Annotated in this window: 15 protein-coding genes and 1 pseudogene; 8 read left to right on the top strand and 8 right to left on the bottom strand. The window is 74.8% G+C overall.

Annotated features, from left to right (window positions below):
- Positions 1-111 precede the first annotated feature (111 nt).
- The 3 genes from ACF089_RS11740 to ACF089_RS11730 all read left to right on the top strand — a co-directional run bounded on the left by ACF089_RS11740 (position 112) and on the right by ACF089_RS11730 (position 2,484).
- Positions 112-696, top strand: a complete 585-nt coding sequence (locus ACF089_RS11740; RefSeq protein ID WP_392025105.1) for a hypothetical protein — start codon at positions 112-114, stop codon at positions 694-696.
- A 187-nt stretch (positions 697-883) separates the two neighbouring features.
- Positions 884-1,102 carry a hypothetical protein gene (locus ACF089_RS11735; protein ID WP_392025103.1) on the top strand — a complete coding sequence of 73 codons (219 nt, stop codon included), beginning with the start codon at positions 884-886 and terminating at the stop codon, positions 1,100-1,102.
- Positions 1,099-2,484: a protein kinase gene (locus ACF089_RS11730; RefSeq protein ID WP_392025101.1), complete on the top strand. Its 1,386-nt coding sequence runs from the start codon at positions 1,099-1,101 to the stop codon at positions 2,482-2,484. The genes ACF089_RS11735 and ACF089_RS11730 overlap by 4 nt, the downstream gene beginning before the upstream one ends.
- Positions 2,485-2,643: 159 nt before the next feature.
- Here ACF089_RS11730 and purH read toward each other — a convergent pair whose 3' ends face one another.
- Positions 2,644-4,245, bottom strand: a complete 1,602-nt coding sequence (purH, locus tag ACF089_RS11725) for a bifunctional phosphoribosylaminoimidazolecarboxamide formyltransferase/IMP cyclohydrolase (protein WP_392025099.1) — start codon at positions 4,243-4,245, stop codon at positions 2,644-2,646.
- Entirely contained in the window at positions 4,242-4,877 is a 636-nt protein-coding gene (purN, locus tag ACF089_RS11720; RefSeq protein WP_392025097.1) for a phosphoribosylglycinamide formyltransferase, read from the bottom strand. The genes purH and purN overlap by 4 nt, the downstream gene beginning before the upstream one ends.
- A 307-nt stretch (positions 4,878-5,184) precedes the next feature.
- On the opposite strand from purN, the gene ACF089_RS11715 reads away from it, so the two are divergent.
- The gene (locus tag ACF089_RS11715) at positions 5,185-6,000 is read left to right on the top strand and encodes a hypothetical protein (RefSeq protein ID WP_392025095.1); all 816 of its coding nucleotides are present in this window, start codon (positions 5,185-5,187) and stop codon (positions 5,998-6,000) included.
- Here ACF089_RS11715 and ACF089_RS11710 read toward each other — a convergent pair.
- Entirely contained in the window at positions 5,990-8,059 is a 2,070-nt protein-coding gene (locus ACF089_RS11710; protein ID WP_392025093.1) for a DUF6350 family protein, read from the bottom strand. The two genes, ACF089_RS11715 and ACF089_RS11710, sit on opposite strands and share 11 nt — an antisense overlap.
- Positions 8,060-8,175: 116 nt before the next feature.
- On the opposite strand from ACF089_RS11710, the pseudogene ACF089_RS11705 reads away from it, so the two are divergent.
- Together ACF089_RS11705 and ACF089_RS11700 are read left to right on the top strand one after the other, a co-directional pair.
- A pseudogene (locus ACF089_RS11705) lies at positions 8,176-8,376 on the top strand (helix-turn-helix transcriptional regulator); the annotation flags it as partial.
- A gap of 441 nt (positions 8,377-8,817) precedes the next feature.
- Positions 8,818-9,876, top strand: coding sequence for a sigma factor-like helix-turn-helix DNA-binding protein (locus tag ACF089_RS11700; protein WP_392025709.1), 1,059 nt, complete (start codon positions 8,818-8,820; stop codon positions 9,874-9,876).
- Between the two features lie 142 nt (positions 9,877-10,018).
- Here the strand turns inward: ACF089_RS11700 and sucD are convergent, their stop codons facing one another.
- The 5 genes from sucD to ACF089_RS11675 form a co-directional block, all read right to left on the bottom strand.
- On the bottom strand, positions 10,019-10,903 hold the full coding sequence (gene sucD / locus ACF089_RS11695) for a succinate--CoA ligase subunit alpha (protein WP_392025091.1): 885 nt from the start codon (positions 10,901-10,903) through the stop codon (positions 10,019-10,021).
- A gap of 14 nt (positions 10,904-10,917) precedes the next feature.
- On the bottom strand, positions 10,918-12,093 hold the full coding sequence (gene sucC / locus ACF089_RS11690) for an ADP-forming succinate--CoA ligase subunit beta (RefSeq protein WP_392025090.1): 1,176 nt from the start codon (positions 12,091-12,093) through the stop codon (positions 10,918-10,920).
- Between the two features lie 287 nt (positions 12,094-12,380).
- A complete protein-coding gene (locus ACF089_RS11685) occupies positions 12,381-13,721 on the bottom strand; it encodes a vWA domain-containing protein (protein WP_392025088.1) in 1,341 nt (446 codons plus the stop codon).
- A complete protein-coding gene (locus ACF089_RS11680; protein WP_392025086.1) occupies positions 13,718-16,993 on the bottom strand; it encodes a DUF5682 family protein in 3,276 nt (1,091 codons plus the stop codon). The genes ACF089_RS11685 and ACF089_RS11680 overlap by 4 nt, the downstream gene beginning before the upstream one ends.
- On the bottom strand, positions 16,990-18,105 hold the full coding sequence (locus tag ACF089_RS11675) for an AAA family ATPase (RefSeq protein ID WP_392025084.1): 1,116 nt from the start codon (positions 18,103-18,105) through the stop codon (positions 16,990-16,992). Before ACF089_RS11675 ends, ACF089_RS11680 begins: the two co-directional genes overlap by 4 nt.
- Before the next feature lie 118 nt (positions 18,106-18,223).
- On the opposite strand from ACF089_RS11675, the gene ACF089_RS11670 reads away from it, so the two are divergent.
- Complete coding sequence (locus ACF089_RS11670; protein ID WP_392025082.1) at positions 18,224-19,603, top strand: SWIM zinc finger family protein; 1,380 nt, start codon at positions 18,224-18,226, stop codon at positions 19,601-19,603.
- A 306-nt stretch (positions 19,604-19,909) separates the two neighbouring features.
- Entirely contained in the window at positions 19,910-21,559 is a 1,650-nt protein-coding gene (locus tag ACF089_RS11665) for a DUF5691 domain-containing protein (protein ID WP_392025079.1), read from the top strand.
- Positions 21,560-21,589 lie beyond the last annotated feature (30 nt).

The following is a 21,589-nucleotide window of genomic DNA, read 5'->3' as shown; positions in this document are numbered from 1 at the left end:
CACGATGACCGCTGCAGTGCCGCGGAAAGTCTGGGGGGCGAACCGCTGATCATGTGACCTTCCTCCATTCGGACCGCGTCGTCCCCGCACTCCCACGGAGGAATTTTCGCCATGAGCTTCGGCGACCCGAACAACCCCTACGGCCAGCAGCAGCAGGGCGGTCAGCCGGGCTACGGCTACCCCCAGCAGGGCCAGCCCCCGGCGCAGCCCGGATACGGCTACCCGCAGGCCCCGCCCGTCCAGCCCTACGACGGCTTCGACGGCGGCGCCCCGTCCAAGATGCCCGGCAGCGTCAGCGCCGCCCGCGTCATGCTCTACGTGATCGCCGGTTTCCAGGTGATCGGCGCGGTGCTGATGTTCCTCTCCGGCGCGGCGATCAACGCCGCGAAGGAGGACCCGGCGCTCAAGGACGACGTCCAGTTCCAGGACCTCGCCGACTTCTCCAGCGGCGCCGTCTACGGCATGGGCGTCCTGGTTCTGCTGTGGGGCGCGCTCGCGATCTTCCTCGCCGTGAAGTTCGCCAAGGGCGGCAACGGCATACGCATCACCACGATGGTCTTCGCGATCATCACGGCGATCCTCGGAATCTATCCGTTCATCATCATCGGTCTCGCCCACACCGTTCTCGCGATTCTCATCGCGGTGTTCGTCGGCAAGTCCGACGGCGGGGCCTGGTTCAACCGCCCCCGCCACTGATCGGCTCTCCGCACCGGAGAGGTGAAGGCCGTGACCCCCGTTTCTCCGACGGCGGTCACGGCCTTCCGCGTACCGGCGTGAGCGCGGTGATAACGCCGCGATATGCGTTTGTTGTGCGGACGTTTATCGCGGATTCCTACCATGAGGACGTGCTCCGTCGAGCGGAACTCCACGGAAGGAGCCTGCCGTGTACGACGTCATCGCGATGCCCCCGCCGTCCGGGCGCCCGGACCTGGACCCCGCCCCGCACAGCACGGTGAACGCGCACCGCACGGTGAACGCGCACCGCGCGGTGGGCGCGGGCAGTGACGTATGCGTCAACAGCGTCGGGCGTCTGAACGGCGCCGTCGACGCATCGCCGAGCACGACGCCGGAGATCGAGCCTGGAGTGGAGCGGGTCCGATGAATTTGCACTTCGACTCACTGGCCCTGCCGGTCCCGCGCGGCTATCGCGTCGGCCCCTGGGAGGTCCGCGAACCGCTCGCCTCGGGCGCGTTCGCCACCGTCTACGCGGGCCGGCGCGCCCCGGACGCCCCGGCCGGCCCCGCCGAGGCGACGCTGAAATTCCTGCCCGCCGGCACCCGCTCCCCCCGCCAGCTCGACCGGCTCCGGGAACTCGCCGCGCGCGAACCGGAGGTGCTGCGCAGGCTCCAGCGGCCCCGGCTGATCCGGATGTACGGGATCAGCACGGTGGACGACCCCGCCGAACCCCTCCTCGACGGCGCGACCGTCGTCGTGCTGGAGCGGGCCGACAGCTCCCTCGACGCGCTGCTCCGGCGCTGCCCGCGCCCCGCCGCCGGCCCCGCGCTCCTCGCCCAACTCTGCGAGGGCCTCCACCAGCTGCACCACGCCGGCTGGGTGCACGGAGCCCTCAAACCGGGCAATGTGCTGCTGATGGCCGACCGGACCGTCCGGCTCGGCGACTTCCACCAGGCCACCGAGCCGCACGGCGCCCACGGCTACGCCCCGGCCTTCCAGACCACCGACTGCGCCGCGCCCGAACTCCTGTGGGGCGGCGCGGGCGAGCGCGACCGGCACCTCCGCACCACCGCCGACCTCTGGGCCTTCGGCGTCCTCGCCCATCTCGTGCTCACCGGGACGCTGCCGCTGCCCGGAGCCACGCCCGGGGCCCGCCGGGACGCCGCCGTACGGTACGCGCGGGGCGAGGAGGAGCTGCGGCTCTCGGACGAGCTGCCCGCGCCGTGGCGGGGCATCGTCACGGACTGTCTGGCCCGCACCCACGAGGAACGGGTGGAGCTGGACACGGGCGAGCTGCTGCGCCGGGTCGAGACGGCCGCGGGACTGCCGCCGTCGCCCCGGCTCCCCCGCCGGCTCCCGGGCCGTCCCCCGCTCGGGCGGCGGCGCGGGACACGGCGCGGATCGGGCTTCCGCTCCCCGGTCGGCTGGAGTTCGACGGCGGCGGCCGTCGTCGCGTGCACCCTGCTGATGCTGGTGGTCCGGGGCACGCCCACGGCGGAGGCGGCGGGGTACGAACGCTGCGACGTCGGCCATGTCTGCTTCTTCAGCGAGAAGGACGGCGAGGGCGAGATGTGCGCCTGGTACGACGACGAACGGGACTGGAGCTCCGGGCTCGCCGCCTGCGACTGGGGGCGTCAGGCCCCGCCGCGCTCGGTCCTCAACAACGGGTACGGGGACGAACTGCCCGGCGCGCGGTACTTCAAGGAGCCGGACTTCAAGGAGCCGGCGGGCTGCATCCAGCCTCTGGAGCGGCGGAATCTGGAGGGCGAGGTGCTGATCCGCTCGGTGAAGTGGCTGCCGAGCTGCTGAGCGCCCGGAGCCCTGCTGAGCCCCACAGACCCCGTTGAGCCCGTTGATCCCGTGCGTCTCAGAGCCCGCCGAGCGGGCCCCGGACCGGGGCGGGCGGCGATGTCATCCCACTCGCCGCCCGCCCCGCCACACCGCGCCCCGCCGGCACCGGTGTCAGTGTCAGTGGAAGAAGTGGCGCGTACCCGTGAAGTACATGGTCACGCCGGCCTTCCGGGCCGCCTCGACCACCAGCTCGTCGCGGACCGAGCCGCCCGGCTGGACCACGGCCCTGACGCCCGCGGCCGTGAGGATCTCCAGCCCGTCGGGGAACGGGAAGAACGCGTCCGAGGCCGCGTACGCGCCCCTGGCCCGCTCCTCGCCCGCGCGCTCCACCGCGAGCTTCGCGGAGTCGACCCGGTTGACCTGGCCCATGCCGACGCCCACCGAACCGCCGTCCTTGGCGAGCAGGATCGCGTTGGACTTCACCGCCCGGCACGCCTTCCAAGCGAAGGCCAGCTCGGCCAGCTCCTCGGCGTTCAGCGCGTCCCCGGTCGCCAGCGTCCAGTTCGCGGGGTCGTCGCCCGGGGCCTGGAGCCGGTCGGTGATCTGCACCAGCGTGCCGCCGTCGACCGGCTTCGCCTCGATCGCGCCGGAGGGCGCGCCGGGGCAGCGCAGCACCCGGATGTTCTTCTTGCGGGCGAGCACCTCGACCGCGCCGTCCTCGTACGCCGGGGCGACGATCACCTCGGTGAAGATCTCCGCGACCTGCTCGGCCAGCTCGACGGTGACCGGACGGTTGACGGCGATCACACCGCCGAACGCGGAGAGCGGGTCGCAGGCGTGCGCCTTGCGGTGGGCCTCGGCGACGTCGGAGCCGACCGCGATCCCGCACGGGTTGGCGTGCTTGATGATCGCCACACACGGCTCGGCGTGGTCGTACGCGGCACGGCGCGCGGCGTCCGTGTCCGTGTAGTTGTTGTACGACATCTCCTTGCCGTGCAGCTGCTCCGCGCCGGCCAGCCCGCCGCCGTCCCCGCTCACGTACAGCGCCGCGCCCTGGTGCGGGTTCTCCCCGTACCGCAGCACGTTCGAGCGCTCGTAGGTGACGCCCACGAAGTCGGGGAAGCCCGAGTCGTCGGCGGGGGCGTAGGAGGACGCGAACCAGGAGGCCACGGCGACGTCGTACGCGGCGGTGTGCTGAAACGCCTCGGCGGCGAGGCGCTTGCGGGCGTTCAGATCGAAGCCGCCGTCGCGGACCGCGGCGAGGACGTCGGCGTACCGTCCGGGGCTGGTGACCACCGCGACCGAGGGGTGGTTCTTGGCGGCGGCGCGGACCATCGAGGGGCCGCCGATGTCGATCTGCTCGACGCACTCGTCCGGGGACGCGCCGGAGGCGACCGTCTCACGGAAGGGGTAGAGGTTCACGATCACCAGGCCGAAGGGCTCGACGCCCAGCTCGGCGAGCTGCTCGCGGTGGGAGTCCAGCCGCAGGTCGGCGAGGATTCCGGCGTGGACGCGCGGGTGCAGCGTCTTGACCCGGCCGTCCAGGCACTCCGGGAAGCCGGTCAGCTCCTCGACCTTGGTGACCGGCACTCCGGCGGCGGCGATCCGCGCGGCGGTCGAGCCGGTGGAGACCAGCTCCACGCCCGCCTCGTGCAGACCGCGGGCGAGGTCCTCCAGGCCCGTCTTGTCGTACACGCTGACCAGCGCCCGCCGGACGGCCCGCTTCCCGGCCTCGGCGGCGACGGCAGCCACAGCGGCCTCAGTGGGGTCAACAGTCACGGGAAAACTACCTTTCGTCCCTCAATGCGATAGCCGTTACGGGCCAGACGCCCCACGACCTCGACGAGCAGCGCTCGCTCGACATCCTTGATCCGCTCATGGAGAGCGGCTTCATCGTCCGCATCCCGGACCTCGACCGCGCGCTGGGCGATGATCGGGCCGGTGTCGACGCCGTCGTCGACGAAGTGGACGGTGCACCCGGTGACCCTGGCTCCGTACGCGAGCGCGTCACGCACCCCGTGGGCACCGGGAAAGCTGGGCAGCAGGGCGGGGTGCGTATTGACGACCCGCCCGCCGAAGCGGGCGAGGAACTCCTTGCCCACGATCTTCATGAATCCCGCCGAGACCACCAGATCCGGCTCGTACGCGGCGGTCGCCTCGGCCAGGGCGCGGTCCCAGGCGTCACGCGAATCGTGGTCCTTCACCCGGCAGACAAACGTCGGCAGCCCGGCGCGCTCGGCGCGCTCCAGACCGGCGATGCCGTCGCGGTCCGCGCCGACGGCGACCACCCGCGCGCCGAATCCGCCGGGGTCGGCGGCGACGGCGTCGAGGATCGCCTGGAGGTTGGTGCCGGAGCCGGAGACGAGGACGACCAGGCGGGCAGGGCCTGCGGAGGAGGGCGGGGAGGCCACGGCGGGTCTCTTTCTCGCGTGCGGAAGGCGGGTGTCTCGGGTGTTTCTCACGGTGTTCCGCGCGCGGGTTCCGTTGCGCTCGCGGAAGCCGACGCGTTTGTATGGTCGTACGAATGACTCGCGCTCCCCGATACGGGGAACTCTACGAAGAGGCCGACCGTCAGCAACGATACCGGCACACGGGACGGCCCCCACGGGACGGGGGCGTGGCCGGGAGGTAGCGTCAGGGGACAACGACCCGTCTCCCGACGGGATCCACGACACAAGACCCGTCCGCACCAGGGTCTGAGGGGAAGACGTTCACCAGATGCCGGACCGACGCCGCCGTACGGACCTCCTGTTGCCGCGGGAGCGCCAGTCCACGGACGACAACAACCCCTTCGCGCCGCCGCCGGAGGGGAAGCCGGACCAGCCGTGGCAGCCGCGGCAGCCTTCGAACGGCTCCTCCGACCAGTCCGGCTCCGGTTCCGGTTCGGGCTCCGGTTCTGATTCAGGTTCCGGTTCCTCCGACGGCTCCTCGGACGACCGGGGCGGGCGGGGCGGCTGGGGCAGCCAGTGGAGCAGCCGCCAGCCGGGCCGTTCGTCGGGCGGCGGCTTCGGCGGCCGCCCCGGGCCGAACGCGCCGAACGGCGGCCAGCAGGGCCCCGGCGGCACTCCCCCCGGACCGCGCTGGGACCCGACCGACCCGACCCAGCGACGCGCGCGGTACGCCCTGCTCTCCGGTATGTGGGCGTTCTTCTTCGCGGTGTTCGACTTCACCGAGATCGCGCTGCTGCTGGGCGCGCTGGCCCTGTACTGGTCGATCAGCTCCCTGCGGGGGAAGGCCGGCGACGGACGGAAGGGAGCCGCCGACGCCACGGCCGCACCGGCCCCCGCGCCCACCGGAGCCGCCGGGGCCGCCGGCCCGGGGCGGCTCTCGAACCGCTCCCAGCGGACGGCGGCCATCACCGGTCTGGTGATGGGCGGCATCGCGCTGGCGATCGTGGCGGCGGCGTTCACCGCGCAGCTGGTCTACCGCGACTTCTACACCTGTGAGCGGGACGCGCTGACGAAGGACGCCCAGCTGTCCTGCAACGAGAAGCTGCCCGAGCCGCTGCGGGACCTCATCGGCGTCACCGAGTAGCCGGCGGTCCGTCCCCGGGGGCCTCGTCGGCGGCGGGCTCCCCGGGTGCGGGCTCCTCGGGGGCCTTGGGCCAGGGGCTGGCGGGCGCGGCCCACGGTCTGGCCCGGGGGGATCCGGGCGGGCTCGGGGGTTCTGGATTCGGGGGCGCTTGGGGGGCTCGGGGTCCTTCGGGGGCGTGCGCCTCGGGGGCCGAGGTCTTGGCGACCGGGGTCTTGGAGGCCGGGGTCTTGGAGGCCGGAGCTTCGAGAGCCGGGGCTTCGGGGGCCGCCGCCTTCGCCGGATGTGCCGGGGGCTTCGGGACCGGGTCGTGTTCCGGCTCGGGTTCTGCTTCCGCTCCCGGTTCTGCTTCCGGTTTCGGTTCCGTTTCTGGCTCCGGCTCTGACTCTGGCTCCGGGCGCGGTCCATGGGTCGGAGCCGGAGTCTGCGCCAGGGCTGGAGCCGGTTCGACTTCGAGTTCCGTTTCTGTCTTGTTCTCCCCCGCCGCCTCAGGCCCTGGCACAGATTCCGTTTCCGCTTCTGGTGCCGCCGTCCGGTCCACGGTGGGCGGCGGCGGGGCCAGGATCAGATCCAGTCCGAGGTCGAGGTCCGGCTCGGAGCCGGCGGCCCCCTGGGGCGCGCCCAGCGGCGGACGCTCCGGCAGGAAGTCGTAGGTCCCGAACGACTCGTCCGCCGCGCCGCCCGTCGCGGCCCCCGCCCCGGACCGCCCCCGACGGCCCGTTCCGGCCGGCCGCGCCGAGCGCAGCCGCAGCCGGCCGCGCCGTACCCCCGCTCCCGTCCCGTATCCGGTGACCACCCGCCAGATCCGCACGGCCACCGCCGCCGGGACGGCGATCGCCGTCGTCCAGCAGAGCGCCGCCGCACCCGTGAGCCACCACACCGGGCCGAACGCCACCAGCCGTTCCGAGCCCATCGGCCCGCCCGAGGCGGCGGCCAGCAGCGCCATCAGCACCGCGCAGCCGACCGAGCCCAGCAGCGCGGCGAACGCGGTCTCCCGATTGCTCCAGGCCGTCTCGCGCTCCCCGTACCGGGGCGCGGCGGAGTCCGCCGTGAACCAGGCGATCACCAGCGCGGCCACCGCGGGCACCGCCGCGCAGGCCCAGTTCAGCGGCGTACCGGGCCCCTCCGCCGGAATCGCGGCGATCAGCGGGAAGGGCGGCAGCGCGGGGTCGCCGGTCAGCGCCAGCGGGGTGGCCACCGACCCCGTACCGAGCGCGAAGCCCGGCCCCAGTCCGTACGCCGCGCCCCACACCGCCGCGTTGGGCACCAGCGCGATCCCCAGCAGCAGCACCGCGAGCCGGCCCGACCAGGCCCCGGCGAGGTGCAGAAACGAGTCCTGGGCCGCGTCCGCGTGCCACACCAGCGCCGAGGCGACGAGCAGCGCACCGCCCCCGACCAGCACCAGCGCCCCGGCGGCGGCCGATCGCAGGGCGACGGTCACCCGGGTGCGGGCCAGCCGCACCCGGGCCGCTCCGGGCAGCCACTCCGGCAGCGGCCCGTCGGGCCGGCGGCTCGCGGTCCAGACCCCGGCGATCGCGCAGCCCACCGTCAGCGGCGGGATCCGCAGCAGCGCGCTCAGCGGGTCCGCGGCGGGCGAACCCCCGGTCGCGTAGAGCGTCACCACCGCCGCCACCAGCAGATATCCCGCACTCACCGCGCACACCGCGCCCCATGGCGAGGGCCGTGGCCGCCGGCCGTCCTCGTCCGGCACCAGCCCGTCGCGCGCCGCCCGGACGATCAGCCACACGGGCAGCGCCATCAGCAGCAGCGGAGCCACCCCGACCGGCGCGGGCTGCCCGGAGAGCGTGCCCTCCCGGACGAGTTCGGTGCCGTGGGCGAGCAGCCAGCACGCGGCGGCGACGTGCAGCGCCCCGTCCGGACCGCTGTCCGGGTACGGGGAGCTGATCCACACCGCCATCACCAGCACGGCGAACGCGCCGAGCCCGAGCCCCGCCGCGGTGGCCCCCCGGACGAGACAGGCGACCAGCGCGGCTCGCCGGCCGCCCTGCACCAGGACCGGCGGCTGAGCGTACGAAGGACCGTGATCGGTCGTCTGGGTCACGCCGCCATGCTGCCAACGACACGCGCTCTATCCATGTAACGGGCGAATAGCCGTTGTGTCGCTCAAGATACGTTTATGTACTTTTCTGCCGAGTGGAGCGCTTCGGGGAGTCCTTCATGACCCAGAGCAACGCCCCTTCCGCTTCGGACACCCCGCTGCCGTCGCCCAAGGAACGGCGCAGGCTGCGCGAGGCGAAGTCGCTGAGCGAACAGGAGGTCGCGGCGGCGGTCGGCGTCACCAGAGCGACCGTCCGCGCGTGGGAGACGGGCCGCAGCGAACCGCGGGGGCGCCGTCGTGAGGCGTACGCGAGGCTGCTGGGGTGTACGGGCCCCGCGGCGCCCACGGGCGCGGAGGCCCCGGGTCCGGGGGTGGAAGGCGGTCCGGGTGCGGGGGCGGAAGGCGGTCCGGGTGCGGAAGGCGCGGCTCCGGCCGCCGCCTCGGCCGGGGCCCCGGACACCGCCGCAGGTCAAACGGCAGCGCGGACCGGGTCCGCCGGGCCCCGGGTCCGGCGCCGGGCCGGGGCGCGGGCCACGGCCAAGGCGGCGGCCCGCGTCGAGACGCCCGCCCGGGTCGATAGGCCCGCCCTGGCTCCGGCGCACGCCCGGGTCGGGGGCGGGTCCGATCACCCGCCGCCCGAGGCGCGTCAGGACACCGGAGCACCCGGACCGGGGTCCGAGGCCGGGCTCGGCTCCGGGACAGGGGCAGGAACAGGGACCGGTTCGACGTCGCGGTCCGGCGCGGGATCCGGTTCCGGGGCTGTGTCACGGCCCGGGTCCGGGGGCGGGTCGCTCGGCGGCCGGGCCCCGGAGAAGCCCGAACGGCCGCACTCGCTCACCCGCCCCGAACCCGCCGCCAAACGCGCCCCCCGGCCCCTCCCGCCGCACCCTCCGAAGTCCCATCCCCCCGTCGCCCACCCGGCCCCCCGGCCGGAACCACCCGAACGGGCGCGGGAGGAGACCCGAAAGCACCCTCCGGCCTGGGCGGAACGGGACCCCGAGCAGCCCCCGCGCCCCGGCGAGCCGACGCCCGCCGAGGCGTTCGACGCCCTCTACGCGTACGCCGCCCCCGCCCTCGTACGCCAGGCCTTCCTGCTCTCCGGGCGGCGCGGGCTCTCCCACGAGGCCGTCGAGCGCGCCTTCCACACCGCCTGGCAGAACTGGCCCGAGGTCGCCCGCGACCGGGATCCGGTCGGGTGGGTGCGGGCCGCCGCGTACGAGTTCGCCATGTCGCCCTGGCAGCGGCTGCGGCCCGCGCACCGCCATCCGGACGTGCCGCCGCTGGGCCAGGAGCAGCGGGCGCTGCTCGACGCGCTGCTGGAGCTGCCGCCCCCGTACCGCCGGACGCTGGTGCTCTACGACGGGCTGGGGCTCGATCTGCCCGAGACCGCGGCGGAGACCGAGGCGAGCACCCCGGCGGCGGCCAACCGGGTGCTGCACGCGCGCCAGGCCATCGCCCGGCGGCTGCCCAAGCTGGACACCGCCGAGGCCCTTCAGGCGGGGCTCGCCGCGCTCACCGAGGCCTGCCCGGTGCCGCAGCCGGCGCCCGCGCGTTCCGTACGGGAGGGCAGCGAGCGGCTGGTGTGGTTCTGGACGCGGACCGCGCTCACCGTGACCGCGCTGATCATCGGGGCGACCGGCTTCACGCTGGCCACCGCGCCGAGTCAGTACGAACCGGAGGTCGCCCCCGGCCGGCGGGTCGAGGGCATCCCGGCGCACGCCGGTCCGCAGCGGCTCACCGACCAGGGGCGGGAGCTGCGCGAGAAGCTGCTCTCCGAGCCGGTGCACGGGCCCGAGCGGCTGGTGCCGCGGATCCCCTGACCCGTACGCCCCGGCCCGGCCGCCCTGCCGCGCCCGGGCCGAAGGACGCGAAAACGTCCGGGCCCGCGCCCCCGGGAAGGGGACGCGGGCCCGGACGTCGTTACCGCTGGTGCCGTCGCTCCGGCTGTTCAGCTGTTCGGTGTCAGCCGTTGAGCAGGGCGCGGGCCAGCTCGGCCGTCTCGGTCGGCGTCTTGCCGACCTGGACGCCCGCGGCCTCCAGGGCCTCCTTCTTCGCCTGCGCGGTGCCGGAGGAGCCCGACACGATGGCGCCGGCGTGGCCCATGGTCTTGCCCTCGGGGGCGGTGAAGCCCGCGACATAGCCGACGACCGGCTTGGTGACATTGGCCTTGATGAAGTCGGCCGCACGCTCCTCGGCGTCGCCGCCGATCTCACCGATCATCACGATCAGCTCGGTCTCCGGGTCGGCCTCGAAGGCCGCCAGGGCGTCGATGTGCGTGGTGCCGATGACCGGGTCGCCACCGATGCCGACGGCCGACGAGAAGCCGATGTCGCGCAGCTCGTACATCATCTGGTACGTCAGCGTGCCGGACTTGGAGACCAGTCCGATACGGCCGGGCTTGGTGATGTCGCCCGGGATGATGCCGGCGTTGGACTGACCGGGGGTGATCAGGCCGGGGCAGTTCGGACCGATGATCCGGGTCTTGTTGCCCTTGCTGGTGGCGTACGCCCAGAAGGCGGCCGAGTCGTGGACCGCGATGCCCTCGGTGATGACGACGGCGAGCGGGATCTCGGCGTCGATCGCCTCGACGACGGCGGCCTTGGCGAAGGCCGGGGGCACGAAGAGCACCGAGACGTCCGCCCCGGTCTCCTTCATCGCCTCGGCGACGGTGCCGAAGACCGGTACCTCGGTGCCGTCGAAGTCGACCGTCGTACCGGCCTTGCGCGGGTTCACACCGCCGACGATGTTGGTGCCGTCACCCAGCATGAGCTTGGTGTGCTTCATGCCCGTGGCACCGGTCATGCCCTGGACAATGACCTTGCTGTCCTTGGTCAGGAAGATAGCCATGGTGGTCTGATCCCTTACTTCGCCGCGAGCTCGGCGGCCTTGTCGGCCGCGCCGTCCATGGTGTCCACGCGCTGCACGAGCGGGTGGTTGGCGTCGGAAAGGATCTTGCGACCCAGCTCCGCGTTGTTGCCGTCGAGGCGCACGACGAGCGGCTTGGTGACGTCCTCGCCCTTCGCCTTGAGCAGCTCCAGAGCCTGGACGATGCCCTTGGCGACCTCGTCACAGGCGGTGATGCCGCCGAAGACGTTGACGAACACGGACTTGACGTCCGGGTCGCCCAGGATGATCTCCAGGCCGTTCGCCATGACCTCGGCGGAGGCGCCGCCGCCGATGTCGAGGAAGTTGGCGGGCTTGACCCCGCCGTGGTTCTCACCGGCGTACGCGACGACGTCGAGGGTCGACATGACCAGACCCGCGCCGTTGCCGATGATGCCGACCTCGCCGTCGAGCTTGACGTAGTTGAGGTTCTTGGCCTTGGCGGCGGCCTCCAGCGGATTGGCCGCGGCCTTGTCCTCCAGCGCCTCGTGCTCCGGCTGGCGGAAGTCGGCGTTCTCGTCGAGGGAGACCTTGCCGTCGAGCGCGATGACGCGGCCGTCGGCGACCTTGGCCAGCGGGTTGACCTCGATGAGGAGGGCGTCCTCGGCGATGAAGGTCTTCCACAGGGTCACCAGGATGTCGGCGACCTGGTCGGCGACCTCCGCCGGGAACTTCGCGGCGGCGACGATCTCGCGGGCCTTCTCCGGACCGACGCCCTCATTGGCGTCGACCGGGATCTTCGCGAGGGCCTCGGGCTTGGTGGCCGCGACCTCCTCGATGTCCATGCCGCCCTCGACGGAGGCCATGGCCAGGAAGGTGCGGTTGGTGCGGTCGAGGAGGTACGAGACGTAGTACTCCTCGGCGATGTCGGGCGCGGTCTCCGCCAGCATGACCTTGTGGACCGTGTGGCCCTTGATGTCCATGCCGAGGATCTGACCGGCCTTCTCGACCGCGTCATCCGGGCTGGAGGCCAGCTTCACGCCGCCGGCCTTGCCGCGGCCGCCGACCTTCACCTGCGCCTTGACGACCGAACGGCCGCCCAGACGCTCGGTCACCGCGCGCGCCGCCTCAGGCGTGTCGATGACTTCACCGGCCAGCACCGGTACACCGTGCTTGGCGAAGAGATCCCTCGCCTGGTACTCGAACAGGTCCACGCGCGTCCGTCCCTTTTCTGATGATCGCGGTTCGTTTTCTGCGTGGGCGTGCCGCGAAGGGCAACGTGACTGCGATGTCACATGCGATGTCACAAGGGAAGCGCGCACGGTGTCCGAGCACGCGGCATGTCCGCCTCGCAGAGTATCCCCGTGGCCCGTACCTCCCTAAATCCCAGCTCACACATCAGTGGTGAGAACGGTCACAGATGCGAAAGCGGCTCCCTGCCTGCGATCCGAAATCCGCCGTCCGGCGGAGCCCGAGACCCTGGTCGGAGCGGCCCTCGGCGTCAGACGTCGGGCACGGGCAGCGGGCGTTTCTCCAGGGCCGCCGCCATGACCTCGGGGAAGAGGTCCGGCGTACAGGCGAAGGCCGGAACGCCCAGTGCGGCGAGGGCCGCGGCGTGCTCCCGGTCGTACGCCGGCGTGCCCTCGTCGGAGAGTGCGAGCAGGGTCACGAACCGCACGCCCGACGCCTGCATCGCCGCCACCCGCTTCAGCATCTCGTCCCGGATGCCGCCCTCGTACAGATCGCTGATCAGCACGACGACGGTGTCCGCGGGCCGGGATATCCGGGACTGGCAGTAGGCCAGGGCCCGATTGATGTCGGTGCCGCCGCCGAGCCGGGCGCCGAAGAGCACGTCGACGGGGTCGTCCAGCTGGTCGGTGAGGTCCACGACGGAGGTGTCGAAGACGACGAGCCGGGTGTCGAGGGAGCGCATGGAGGCCAGCACCGCGCCGAAGACCGAGGCGTGGACGACGGAGGCCGCCATCGAGCCCGACTGGTCGACGCAGAGCACCACCTCCTTCTTCAGCGACCGCGACGCCCGGCCGTGGCCGACCAGCCGCTCGGGGACGACGGTCCGGAACTCGGGCAGATAGTTCTTGAGATTGGCGCGGACGGTGCGGTCCCAGTCGATGTCCCGGTGGCGGGGGCGGCTGATCCTCGCGGACCGGTCGAGCGCGCCGGTGAGCGTGGACCTGGTGCGGGCGGCGATCCGCTTCTCCAGGTCCTCCACCACCTTCCGCACCACGGCTCTGGCGGTCTCCCTGGTGGTCTCGGGCATGGCCTGGTGGAGGGAGAGGAGCGTGCCGACGAGATGGACGTCCGCCTCGACCGCCTCCAGCATCTCCGGCTCCAGGAGCAGGGTGGCCAGACCGAGCCGGTCGATGGCGTCGCGCTGCATGATCTGGACCACGGAGGTGGGGAAGTAGGCGCGGATGTCGCCGAGCCAGCGGGCGACGGACGGCGCGGAGGATCCGAGCCCGCCGCCCCGGCTCCGGCCGCCGGCGGCCCCGCCGCCCCCGGCCCCGGCGCCCCCGGGCTTTCGGCCGGCTCCCTCTCCCTGGCCGTAGAGGGCGGTGAGGGCTCCGTCGACGGCCGCGTCCGTGCCGCCGAGCGCGCGGCCGGTGCCGTCGGCCGGGCCCCCGCCCAGGACGAGCCGCCAGCGCCGCACCCGCTCGTCCTGATCCGCCGGGCGGGCGGGGGGCGTGGGGGCCGTGCCCTCCGCGGGGTTTCTGCCCTCCGTGCTCTCCGTGGGGTCCGTGGGGTCCGAGGGGTCCGTGCGGTCTGTCGCGTCTGGCCTGCTCACCCGGTCCGCCCGGTCCGTCCGCTCTGCCGTCGGGCTCATGCTCGTACCCCCGTCGAATCGCCGTGCGTTTCATCGCCGCCGCCGTCGCCGCCGGTGTGGTGGGCGGTGCCGCCGGTGCGGTGGGCGGTGGTGCGGTGGGCGGTCCCGCTGCCGTGGCCGCCCCAGGCGTCGGTGCCGGGGGCGGGGGCGATGGCTTCGGTCTCGGTGCTCCTGCCCCCGGTCCCGGTGTCCCGGTCGACGGCCTCGTCCATGCCGAGGAGGAGTCGGAGCACCGGCAGTACGGCGTCGGCGCGCTCCTCGTGCAGCCCGGGGCCGAAGCCGGGGACGACGGCGGTGGCGGGCCGGGCCGGACCGCCGCCGGGCCCGGCCGTCCCACGCCGGACCAGCTCGCCCAGGGTGCGGCGAACGCCCGGGTCATAGGCGGAGAACGTCCGGCGCAGCAGCGGCAGGACATCGGTGAACGCGTCCGCCGGCACTCCGGTCAGCCAGGCGTCGACGAGTCCGAGCAGGCGCTCGTCATGGACCAGGAGCATTCCGCCGCCGGACGAGCCTCCGACGAAGCCCTCGATCCAGGCGGCGGCCTCGGCGGGCGGGGTGCCGGCCGAGAGCGCGCGGCTCATATGTCTCGCCGCCTCGCTCTCGTCCAGCCGGCCCTCGTCCAGGAGGAGCCGGGCCGACCGGCCGCGTATCACCCCGGGCACGGTGTCCCGGGCGGCGAGCCGGTGCAGCACCGAGCGCCAGTGCTCGGCGGGCTTCCGGGCGTCGGGGAGCAGTGCCACGGCGGTGTGGACGGCGTCGAGATGCCCCCGCATCCGGTCGGCGCCCTCGGCGTCGAGCCCGGTGCAGGCGGGCGGCAGTCCGACGCAGATCCGCTCGGCGAGCCCGGCCGCGACCTCGGCGAGGGCGGCCGTGTCGGTGGCGCGCACGTCTCCGTACCGGAGGGAGCGGGCCAGGGCGGGCAGGGCCTGGGCGAGATGGCCCACATCGGTGTCGAGCGCGGCACGGTCGGCGAGCGCGCGCATGACCACGGGGAGGGCGTCGGCGACCTCCGCGAGCAGACACTCCTCGGCGAGCGAGGTGACGTCGGCGAGGTCGGCGGCGGTGAGGGCCCGGTGCTCGGCCACGGCAGCGGCGGCGGAGAGCACCGTGGTGCCCCAGACTCCGGCCTCGGCGACCTTGACGTGCAGCTCGGGCTCCCAGCGCAGCCGCCAGCTCTCCCGGAAGGTGCCGGTGCTCCCCCGCCCGGCGACGGGGACGCCCCAGTGGACGGAGAGCAGCCGGAGCCGGTGCAGCAGCCGGCTCCTGGCAGCGTCGGTCTCCTTGCGGAGATCCAGTTCCAGTTCGCGCTCCGGCGCCTCGGGTTTGAGCCGGAGGGAGCGCTGGGAGCGGTTGAGGTCGCGCTGGAGGGGGACGGCGGGGGCGTCGTCGGGGACCTCGCCGAAGACGTCCCCGACGATGAGCCGGTCCCGGACGAGGTCGAGCGGGACGTCCGAGCCGTCGCACATCACGGACCGGACGGCGTCGACGGTCTCGGCGAGTCCGGGGAGGGGGCGGCCGCGCAGGACGGCGAGGGACTCGGCGAGCCGGACGGCCTCGATGACATGGGCGGGGGAGACGATCCGGTCCTCGGCGCGGAGCAGACCGGCGACTTCGGTCATCCACCGCTCGACGGGGCGGTCGGGGGCCCGGAAGAGATGCGCGTACCACCCCGGGGAGTCGATCCCCGCGCCGTAGCCGCTGTGGCGGGCGAGCCTGCGGTGGGTCCAGGGCACCCAGGTGATCTCGGTCCTGACCTTGGGCAGCCCCTTGAGAAGGGCTTTGTCGGCGGCGACGGTCGTCTTCCGCCGGAGCGCGGGGATATGCCAGGCCCCGCAGACGACGGCGACCCGGTCCCCGAACTCCTTGCGCGCGGAGCGCAGCCGGAGCCTCATATGGGCCTCCCGGACGAGATCGCGCTCATGTCCGCCGTGGCCGTGGACCGCGCGCAGCTCGTCCATGGCGTCCGCGAGGGCGGCGAAGGGGGCGAGGGGATCACCGCCGCCGGGGCCGCCGCGGTGTTCGACGACGTCCTCCCACCAGCGCTCGGGGTCGTCGTGCCCGGCGGCCTCGGCGAGCGCGGCGAGCGGGTCGACCCGGACGTCACGGGCCGGACGCTCCCCCGCCGGCCGTCCGATCGCCGCCCCGGCCGTACGGCTCACCGGCTCCGCCCCGGGGCCGGGACCGGCCCCGCTCGCCGGGCGCGGGCTCCGGCCCGGCGTCCCCGGCAGAGCGTCCCACTCGGGATCCGCCCCCGCCCGCCCCCGGGCCGCCGTCGGCACGGCGTCCCACTCCGGGTCGACGACCGTCCCGCCCGGGGCGGGCCCGCCGCCCGCGCGTGCTCCGATTCGCTTCTCCGCCCCGAGGGGCGCGCCTTCGGACCGCGCCCGGCCCGCCCGGGGCCCGAGCGTCGATCCGCCCGGCCCGGCGTCCCCCTCGAAGCCGGTGTCCTCCTCGAAGCCGGCGGCGGCCCCGCCCGGAACGGCGTCCCACTCGGGGTCCGCCGACCCGCCCCCGGCGTCGGCCGCCCGAGGGCCCGCGCCGGAAGCCTCCGTAACCCCGGACACGGCGTCCGGCACGACATCCGCCGACGGACCCGGCCCGAAAGGCCCCACCCCGGCGCCGCCCCCGCCCGGTGTCCGTCCCCCTGGCGTCGCGCCCTCGGCGGAACGCCCCGCCCCGGCCCCCGGAGCGCACCCGGCCCCCGCGTCCGGAACGGGACCGGACAGGGCCTCCGACCCGGGACCTGCCGCAGGACCGGACACGGGCCCCCGCGCGGAACCGGCCGACGGGCCCGGCGCGTGAGCGAGCGCGGCGCCCGCCGCGCCATCGGGCGCCGATCCCGCGGGACCGGACACGGCGGCCGCCGCCCCGTCGCCCCGGCCCGCCGGATACCGCCCCTTCGCGGCCCGGCCGCCCGGCGGAGCCGTCTCCCCCGGGGGCTCCTCGTCCGGCGCCGCGAGCGAATGCGCCGCCGGGAGGTCGATGAACCGCACCGGCACCCCGCGCGCCAGCGCCCAGCGGATCGCGACCCACTCAGGGGAGAACTCGGCGAGCGGCCAGAACGCCGCCCGGCCCGGATCGTCCACCGCGTGGGCGAGCAGCGCGACCGGCGGGCGCATCCGCTCGTCGGCCGCCAGGGCGAGCAGCGCGTCGCCCTCCGGCGGCCCCTCGATCAGGACCGCCGCCGGCTCCGCGGCCTCCAGCGCGGCCCGCACCGCCCGCGCCGATCCCGGGCCGTGGTGGCGCACTCCGAGCAGCAGCGGGCCGCTCATACGCTCACCTCCCGGCAGGCGCGGTAGAAGTCCTGCCAGCCGTCCCGCTCGCGGACCACGGTCTCCAGATACTCCTGCCAGGCGACCCGGTCGGCCGCCGGATCCCGCACCACCGCGCCGAGGATGCCGGCCGCCACGTCCCCGGGGCGCAGGACTCCGTCCCCGAAGTGCGCGGCGAGCGCCAGACCGCCCGTGACCACGGAGATCGCCTCGGCCGTGGAGAGGGTGCCGGAGGGCGATTTGAGCCGGGTGCGGCCGTCGGCCGACACACCGTCCCGCAGCTCTCTGAAGACGGTGACGACGCGCCGGATCTCCTCCAGCCCCTCCGGGGCCGGGGGCAGATCGAGCGAGCGGCCGAGCTGGTCGACGCGGCGGGAGACGATGTCGACCTCCGCCTCGGGCGTCGCGGGCAGGGGCAGTACGACGGTGTTGAAACGGCGGCGGAGCGCGCTGGACAGCTCATTGACCCCGCGGTCGCGGTCATTGGCGGTGGCGATGAGATTGAACCCGCGGACCGCCTGCACCTCCTGCCCCAGCTCGGGGACCGGGAGCGTCTTCTCGGAGAGGATCGTGATCAGTGAGTCCTGCACATCGGCGGGGATGCGGGTCAGCTCCTCGACCCGCGCGGTCATGCCCTCGGACATGGCGCGCAGGACGGGGCTGGGCACCAGCGCCTCCTGGCTGGGGCCGTGGGCGAGCAGCCGCGCGTAGTTCCATCCGTAGCGGATCGCCTCTTCGGGCGTGCCCGCGGTGCCTTGGACGAGCAGGGTCGAGTCCCCGCTGACGGCGGCGGCGAGATGCTCGGAGACCCAGGTCTTGGCGGTGCCGGGCACGCCGAGCAGCAGCAGGGCCCGGTCGGTGGCGAGCGTGGTGACGGCGACCTCGACGATCCGGCGCGGGCCCACGTACTTGGGGGTGATCACCTTTCCGCCGTCCGGCAGCACACCGCCGAGGAGATAGGTGGAGACGGCCCACGGCGAGAGCCGCCAGCCGGCCGGGCGGGGTCGGTCGTCGGCCTCCGCGAGCGCCTTCAGCTCATCCGCGAAAGCGTCTTCGGCGTGGGGCCGCAGAACCTCGGCACCGGTGCCCGCGGTGGAATTGGACACGGTCATGTATCCCCCTTCAGATCGCTCGACCCGATGTGTGTTCAACCCTGCACCACGCCACTGACAATCGATCGTCTTCGCAGGTCAGAGCCGATTGTCAGTGCCGGCCCGTAACGTCGTGGGCATGTTGCGATCGAGCGGGGGAGAGCCCGCGGACCCTGCGGCGTCCGAGGCTCGCTGGACAGCGGAGCGGGTGCTGTCGCTGGCTTCTGACGCCGGGTCACGCGCGGCGGGCGAGGGGCTCGGCGGGCCCGGCCCGTGGTCGGCCGCGGGCGCGAGCGGGGCGGGCGCGGTCTGGGGTCTGTGCAAGGGCGGCGGCGGCACGCCGTATCGGACGGTGGTGGACACCACGGGCCCCTCGTATCAATGCAGTTGTCCGAGCCGGAAGCTCCCGTGCAAGCACGTGCTGGGTCTGTTGCTGCTGTGGGCGGCGGACGACGGGGCCGTGGGGGCGGGCCCCGTGCCGGAGTGGGCCGAGGAGTGGCTGCGGGGCGGCGGGGAGCGGCCGGCGGGAGCGGTGGCCGGCCGGGGCGGCGGGCGGTCCGGGGCGACGGCCGATCCCGAGGCGGCCCGGCGGAGGGCCGAGCGGCGCGCCGAGCGGATCACGGCGGGGGCGACGGAGCTGGAGCGGCGGCTGACGGATCTGCTGCGCGGCGGGCTGGCGGCGGCCGAGCGGTCGGGGTACGGGCTGTGGGAGGAGACGGCGGCCCGCATGGTCGACGCCCAGGCTCCGGGGCTGGCGGCGCGGGTGCGGGAGTTGGGGGCGCTCCCCGGTTCGGGGCCGGGCTGGCCGGTGCGGCTGCTGGAGGAGTGCGCGATGACCCATCTGCTGGACACGGCCTGGCTGGGCGTCGAGCGGCTGCCCGAGCCGCTGGCCGCGACGGTGCGGACACGCGTCGGCCTCACCGCCCCCGCCGCCGGCCCGCCCGTGAGCGACCGATGGCTGGTCCTCGCTCAGTACGACGTGTCCGACGGGAAGCTCACCACCCGCCGGACCTGGGTGTACGGGAGGGAGTCGCGGCGCACCGCGCTGCTGCTGTCCTTCGGGGCCGCCGGCCGCGCCCCTCAGTCGCCGCTCGCGGTGGGGACGGCGGTGGAGGCCGTGCTCGTCCCCCATCGGGGCGGCGGCGGGCTGCGGGCGGAGCTGGGCGACCGGGTGGGGTCGCCGGTGCCGATCGGCGCTCCGCCTCCCGGCGGTTCGGTGTCGGCCGCGCTCGACGCGTACGGGCGGGCGCTGTGTGACGATCCCTGGCTGGACGCCTGGCCGGTGACGCTGACGGAGGTGATACCCGTCCCCGAGGGCGCCGGCTGGCAGTTGGCGGACGCGGACGGATCGTCGGCGCTGCCCATCGCCCGGGCCGCGCTCTCCCGCCCCGGGCTGTGGAAGCTCGCGGCGCTCTCCGGCGGCGGCCCGGTCACCGTCTTCGGCGAGTGCGGCCACCAGGGGGTGACGCCGCTGGCCGCCTGGTCGGCGGAGAGCCCGGAGACGGTCGCGCTCGTCTGACCGGCTGGCCCGGACCGGGCGGTGGATCGCGCCGTCCCCCGGCAGCCCGGGGACGGTCCCGTACTGCCGCCGTGGCCCGGGCCGGGCGCGGGTGCGAGCCGGGGCCCGGATCCGGGGGAGTCCCGGGCCCTCGCCGCGCGCAGGGCCGAAGGACCGGCGTCCCCCTCCCGTCCCGCCGCCCTCCCGGTCCCGCCCGCCCCGCCGTCTCCCTGCCCCCCCTTGCCCCGTTCGCTCGCCCGTGCCTGTCCGAAGCCATGACTGTCCGGAGCCGTGAAAGTCCCGAGCTGTGAAAGTACGGAGGACGCCATGACCAGCACCGCCGACACCGCGCTGTGGGAAGAGCTTGTGACCTCGGCCCTGCTCGGCACCGATCGGCGTACGCCGCCGCGCGCGGTCCTGACCGGAGGGAAGGAGGCGTCCGCCGCGCTGCTCGACGCGGCGGCGGTGCAGACCGTGCGCCGCAGGGCCGGCCTGGTGCCCGCGCCCGCCGCCGCGCCGCCGGAGCCCGCGCCGCGGGACGACCGGCCGCCGCTCCCCGCGGCGGCCCGGCGGCGGCTCGCGCTGCTGCTGGCCGACCGCTCGGCCCAGCCGTCCGGAGGCCGCCGGGGCGCGGCCCCCGATCTGACGGAGCTGCTGCCCCAGTGGCTGGCCACGGCCAATGAGCACGGCTACCGGCCTCCGCCGCCGCTGCTGCCCGCGCTGCTGGACGCCGCCCGGGCGCGTACGGATCTGCGGCCGCAGGCACTGGCCTTCGCCGGGTCCCGGGGGCTGTGGCTGGCGCGGTTCAACCCGGAGTGGAGATTCGCGCTGCGGAGCACGTCGGGCGGCGGCGCGCGGCTGCCCGAGGCGGCCGACGCGGAGGCGGTCCAGCGGCTGTGGGAGGAGGGGCTGTTCGCCGAACGGGTCGCGCTGCTGACATCGGTCCGCGAGCGGGACGCGGGCCGCGCGCTCGCGCTGCTGTCGGGCAGTTGGGCCACGGAGCGGGCCGAGGACCGGCTGATGTTCCTGGACTCCCTGCGGGCCGGGCTGTCCGAGGCCGACGAGCCCTTCCTGGAACAGGCGCTGGCGGACCGCAGCCGCAATGTGCGGGCGACGGCCGCCGAGCTGCTCTCGGCGCTGCCCCGCTCCGCCCTCGCCGGACGGATGGCCGAGCGGGCCGTGTCCTGCGTCGGCCCGGACCTGACCGGCGACGGACCCGCGGCGGCCGTGGAAGCCCCGCACGACTGCGACGCGGACATGCAGCGCGACGGGGTGTCGCCGACCCCGCCCACGGGCCGCGGCGCACGCTCCTGGTGGCTGGGACAGCTGGTGGCGGCGGCCCCGCTGTCCGTCTGGACGGACCGCTTCGGCGGGCGTACGGCGCGGGAGATCGTCGCGCTCCCGGTCACGGACGGCTGGCGCGAGGAGCTGCACGCCGCGTGGTGCCGGGCCGCGGTGCGCCAGCGCGACGCGGAGTGGTCGCGGGCGCTGCTCGGCGCGCCCGGCGCCCCTCCGGAGTCCGGCCCGGGCCCCTCCTCGCTCGCCGAGCGGGCGCGGCTGCTGGAGACGGTGGAGGAGCGGGAGCGGGCGGACTGGGTCGCGGACTTCATCGCGGCGAACGGCCTGTCGGAGGCGTTCCAGCTGCTGGGCGTCTGCGCCGTGCCCTGGTCCGGGCCGCTGGGCCGCGCGGTGGTCGACGCGCTCGACATAGCCCGGGACGCGGGAAGCTATCCCTGGAGCTTCAGCGGGGTGATGGGGCTGGCGGAGCGCTGTCTGGACCCGGCGGAGGCGAGCCGGCTCGCCCTGCTGACCGCGACGCCGGACGAGACCGAGTCCTCGGCCCCCGGCGCCGGGGGCTATTGGTCCGAGGCCTTCCAGCGGCTCGTCTCCACCCTCCGCCTCCGCGCGGCCATGCACCACGAACTGACCGCCCCGCAGGACGGCGATCCCGCCCGCGCCGAAGGGTCCGGCCCATGAGCGAGGCCCTCGCCGCCGAGCGCCGCGCCC

The organism is Streptomyces sp. NPDC014894, from assembly GCF_043080985.1.
In the GTDB taxonomy this organism is placed as follows: domain Bacteria; phylum Actinomycetota; class Actinomycetes; order Streptomycetales; family Streptomycetaceae; genus Streptomyces.
Note: the sequence above shows the minus strand (reverse complement) of the source record. Positions and strands in the feature narration are given on the sequence as shown.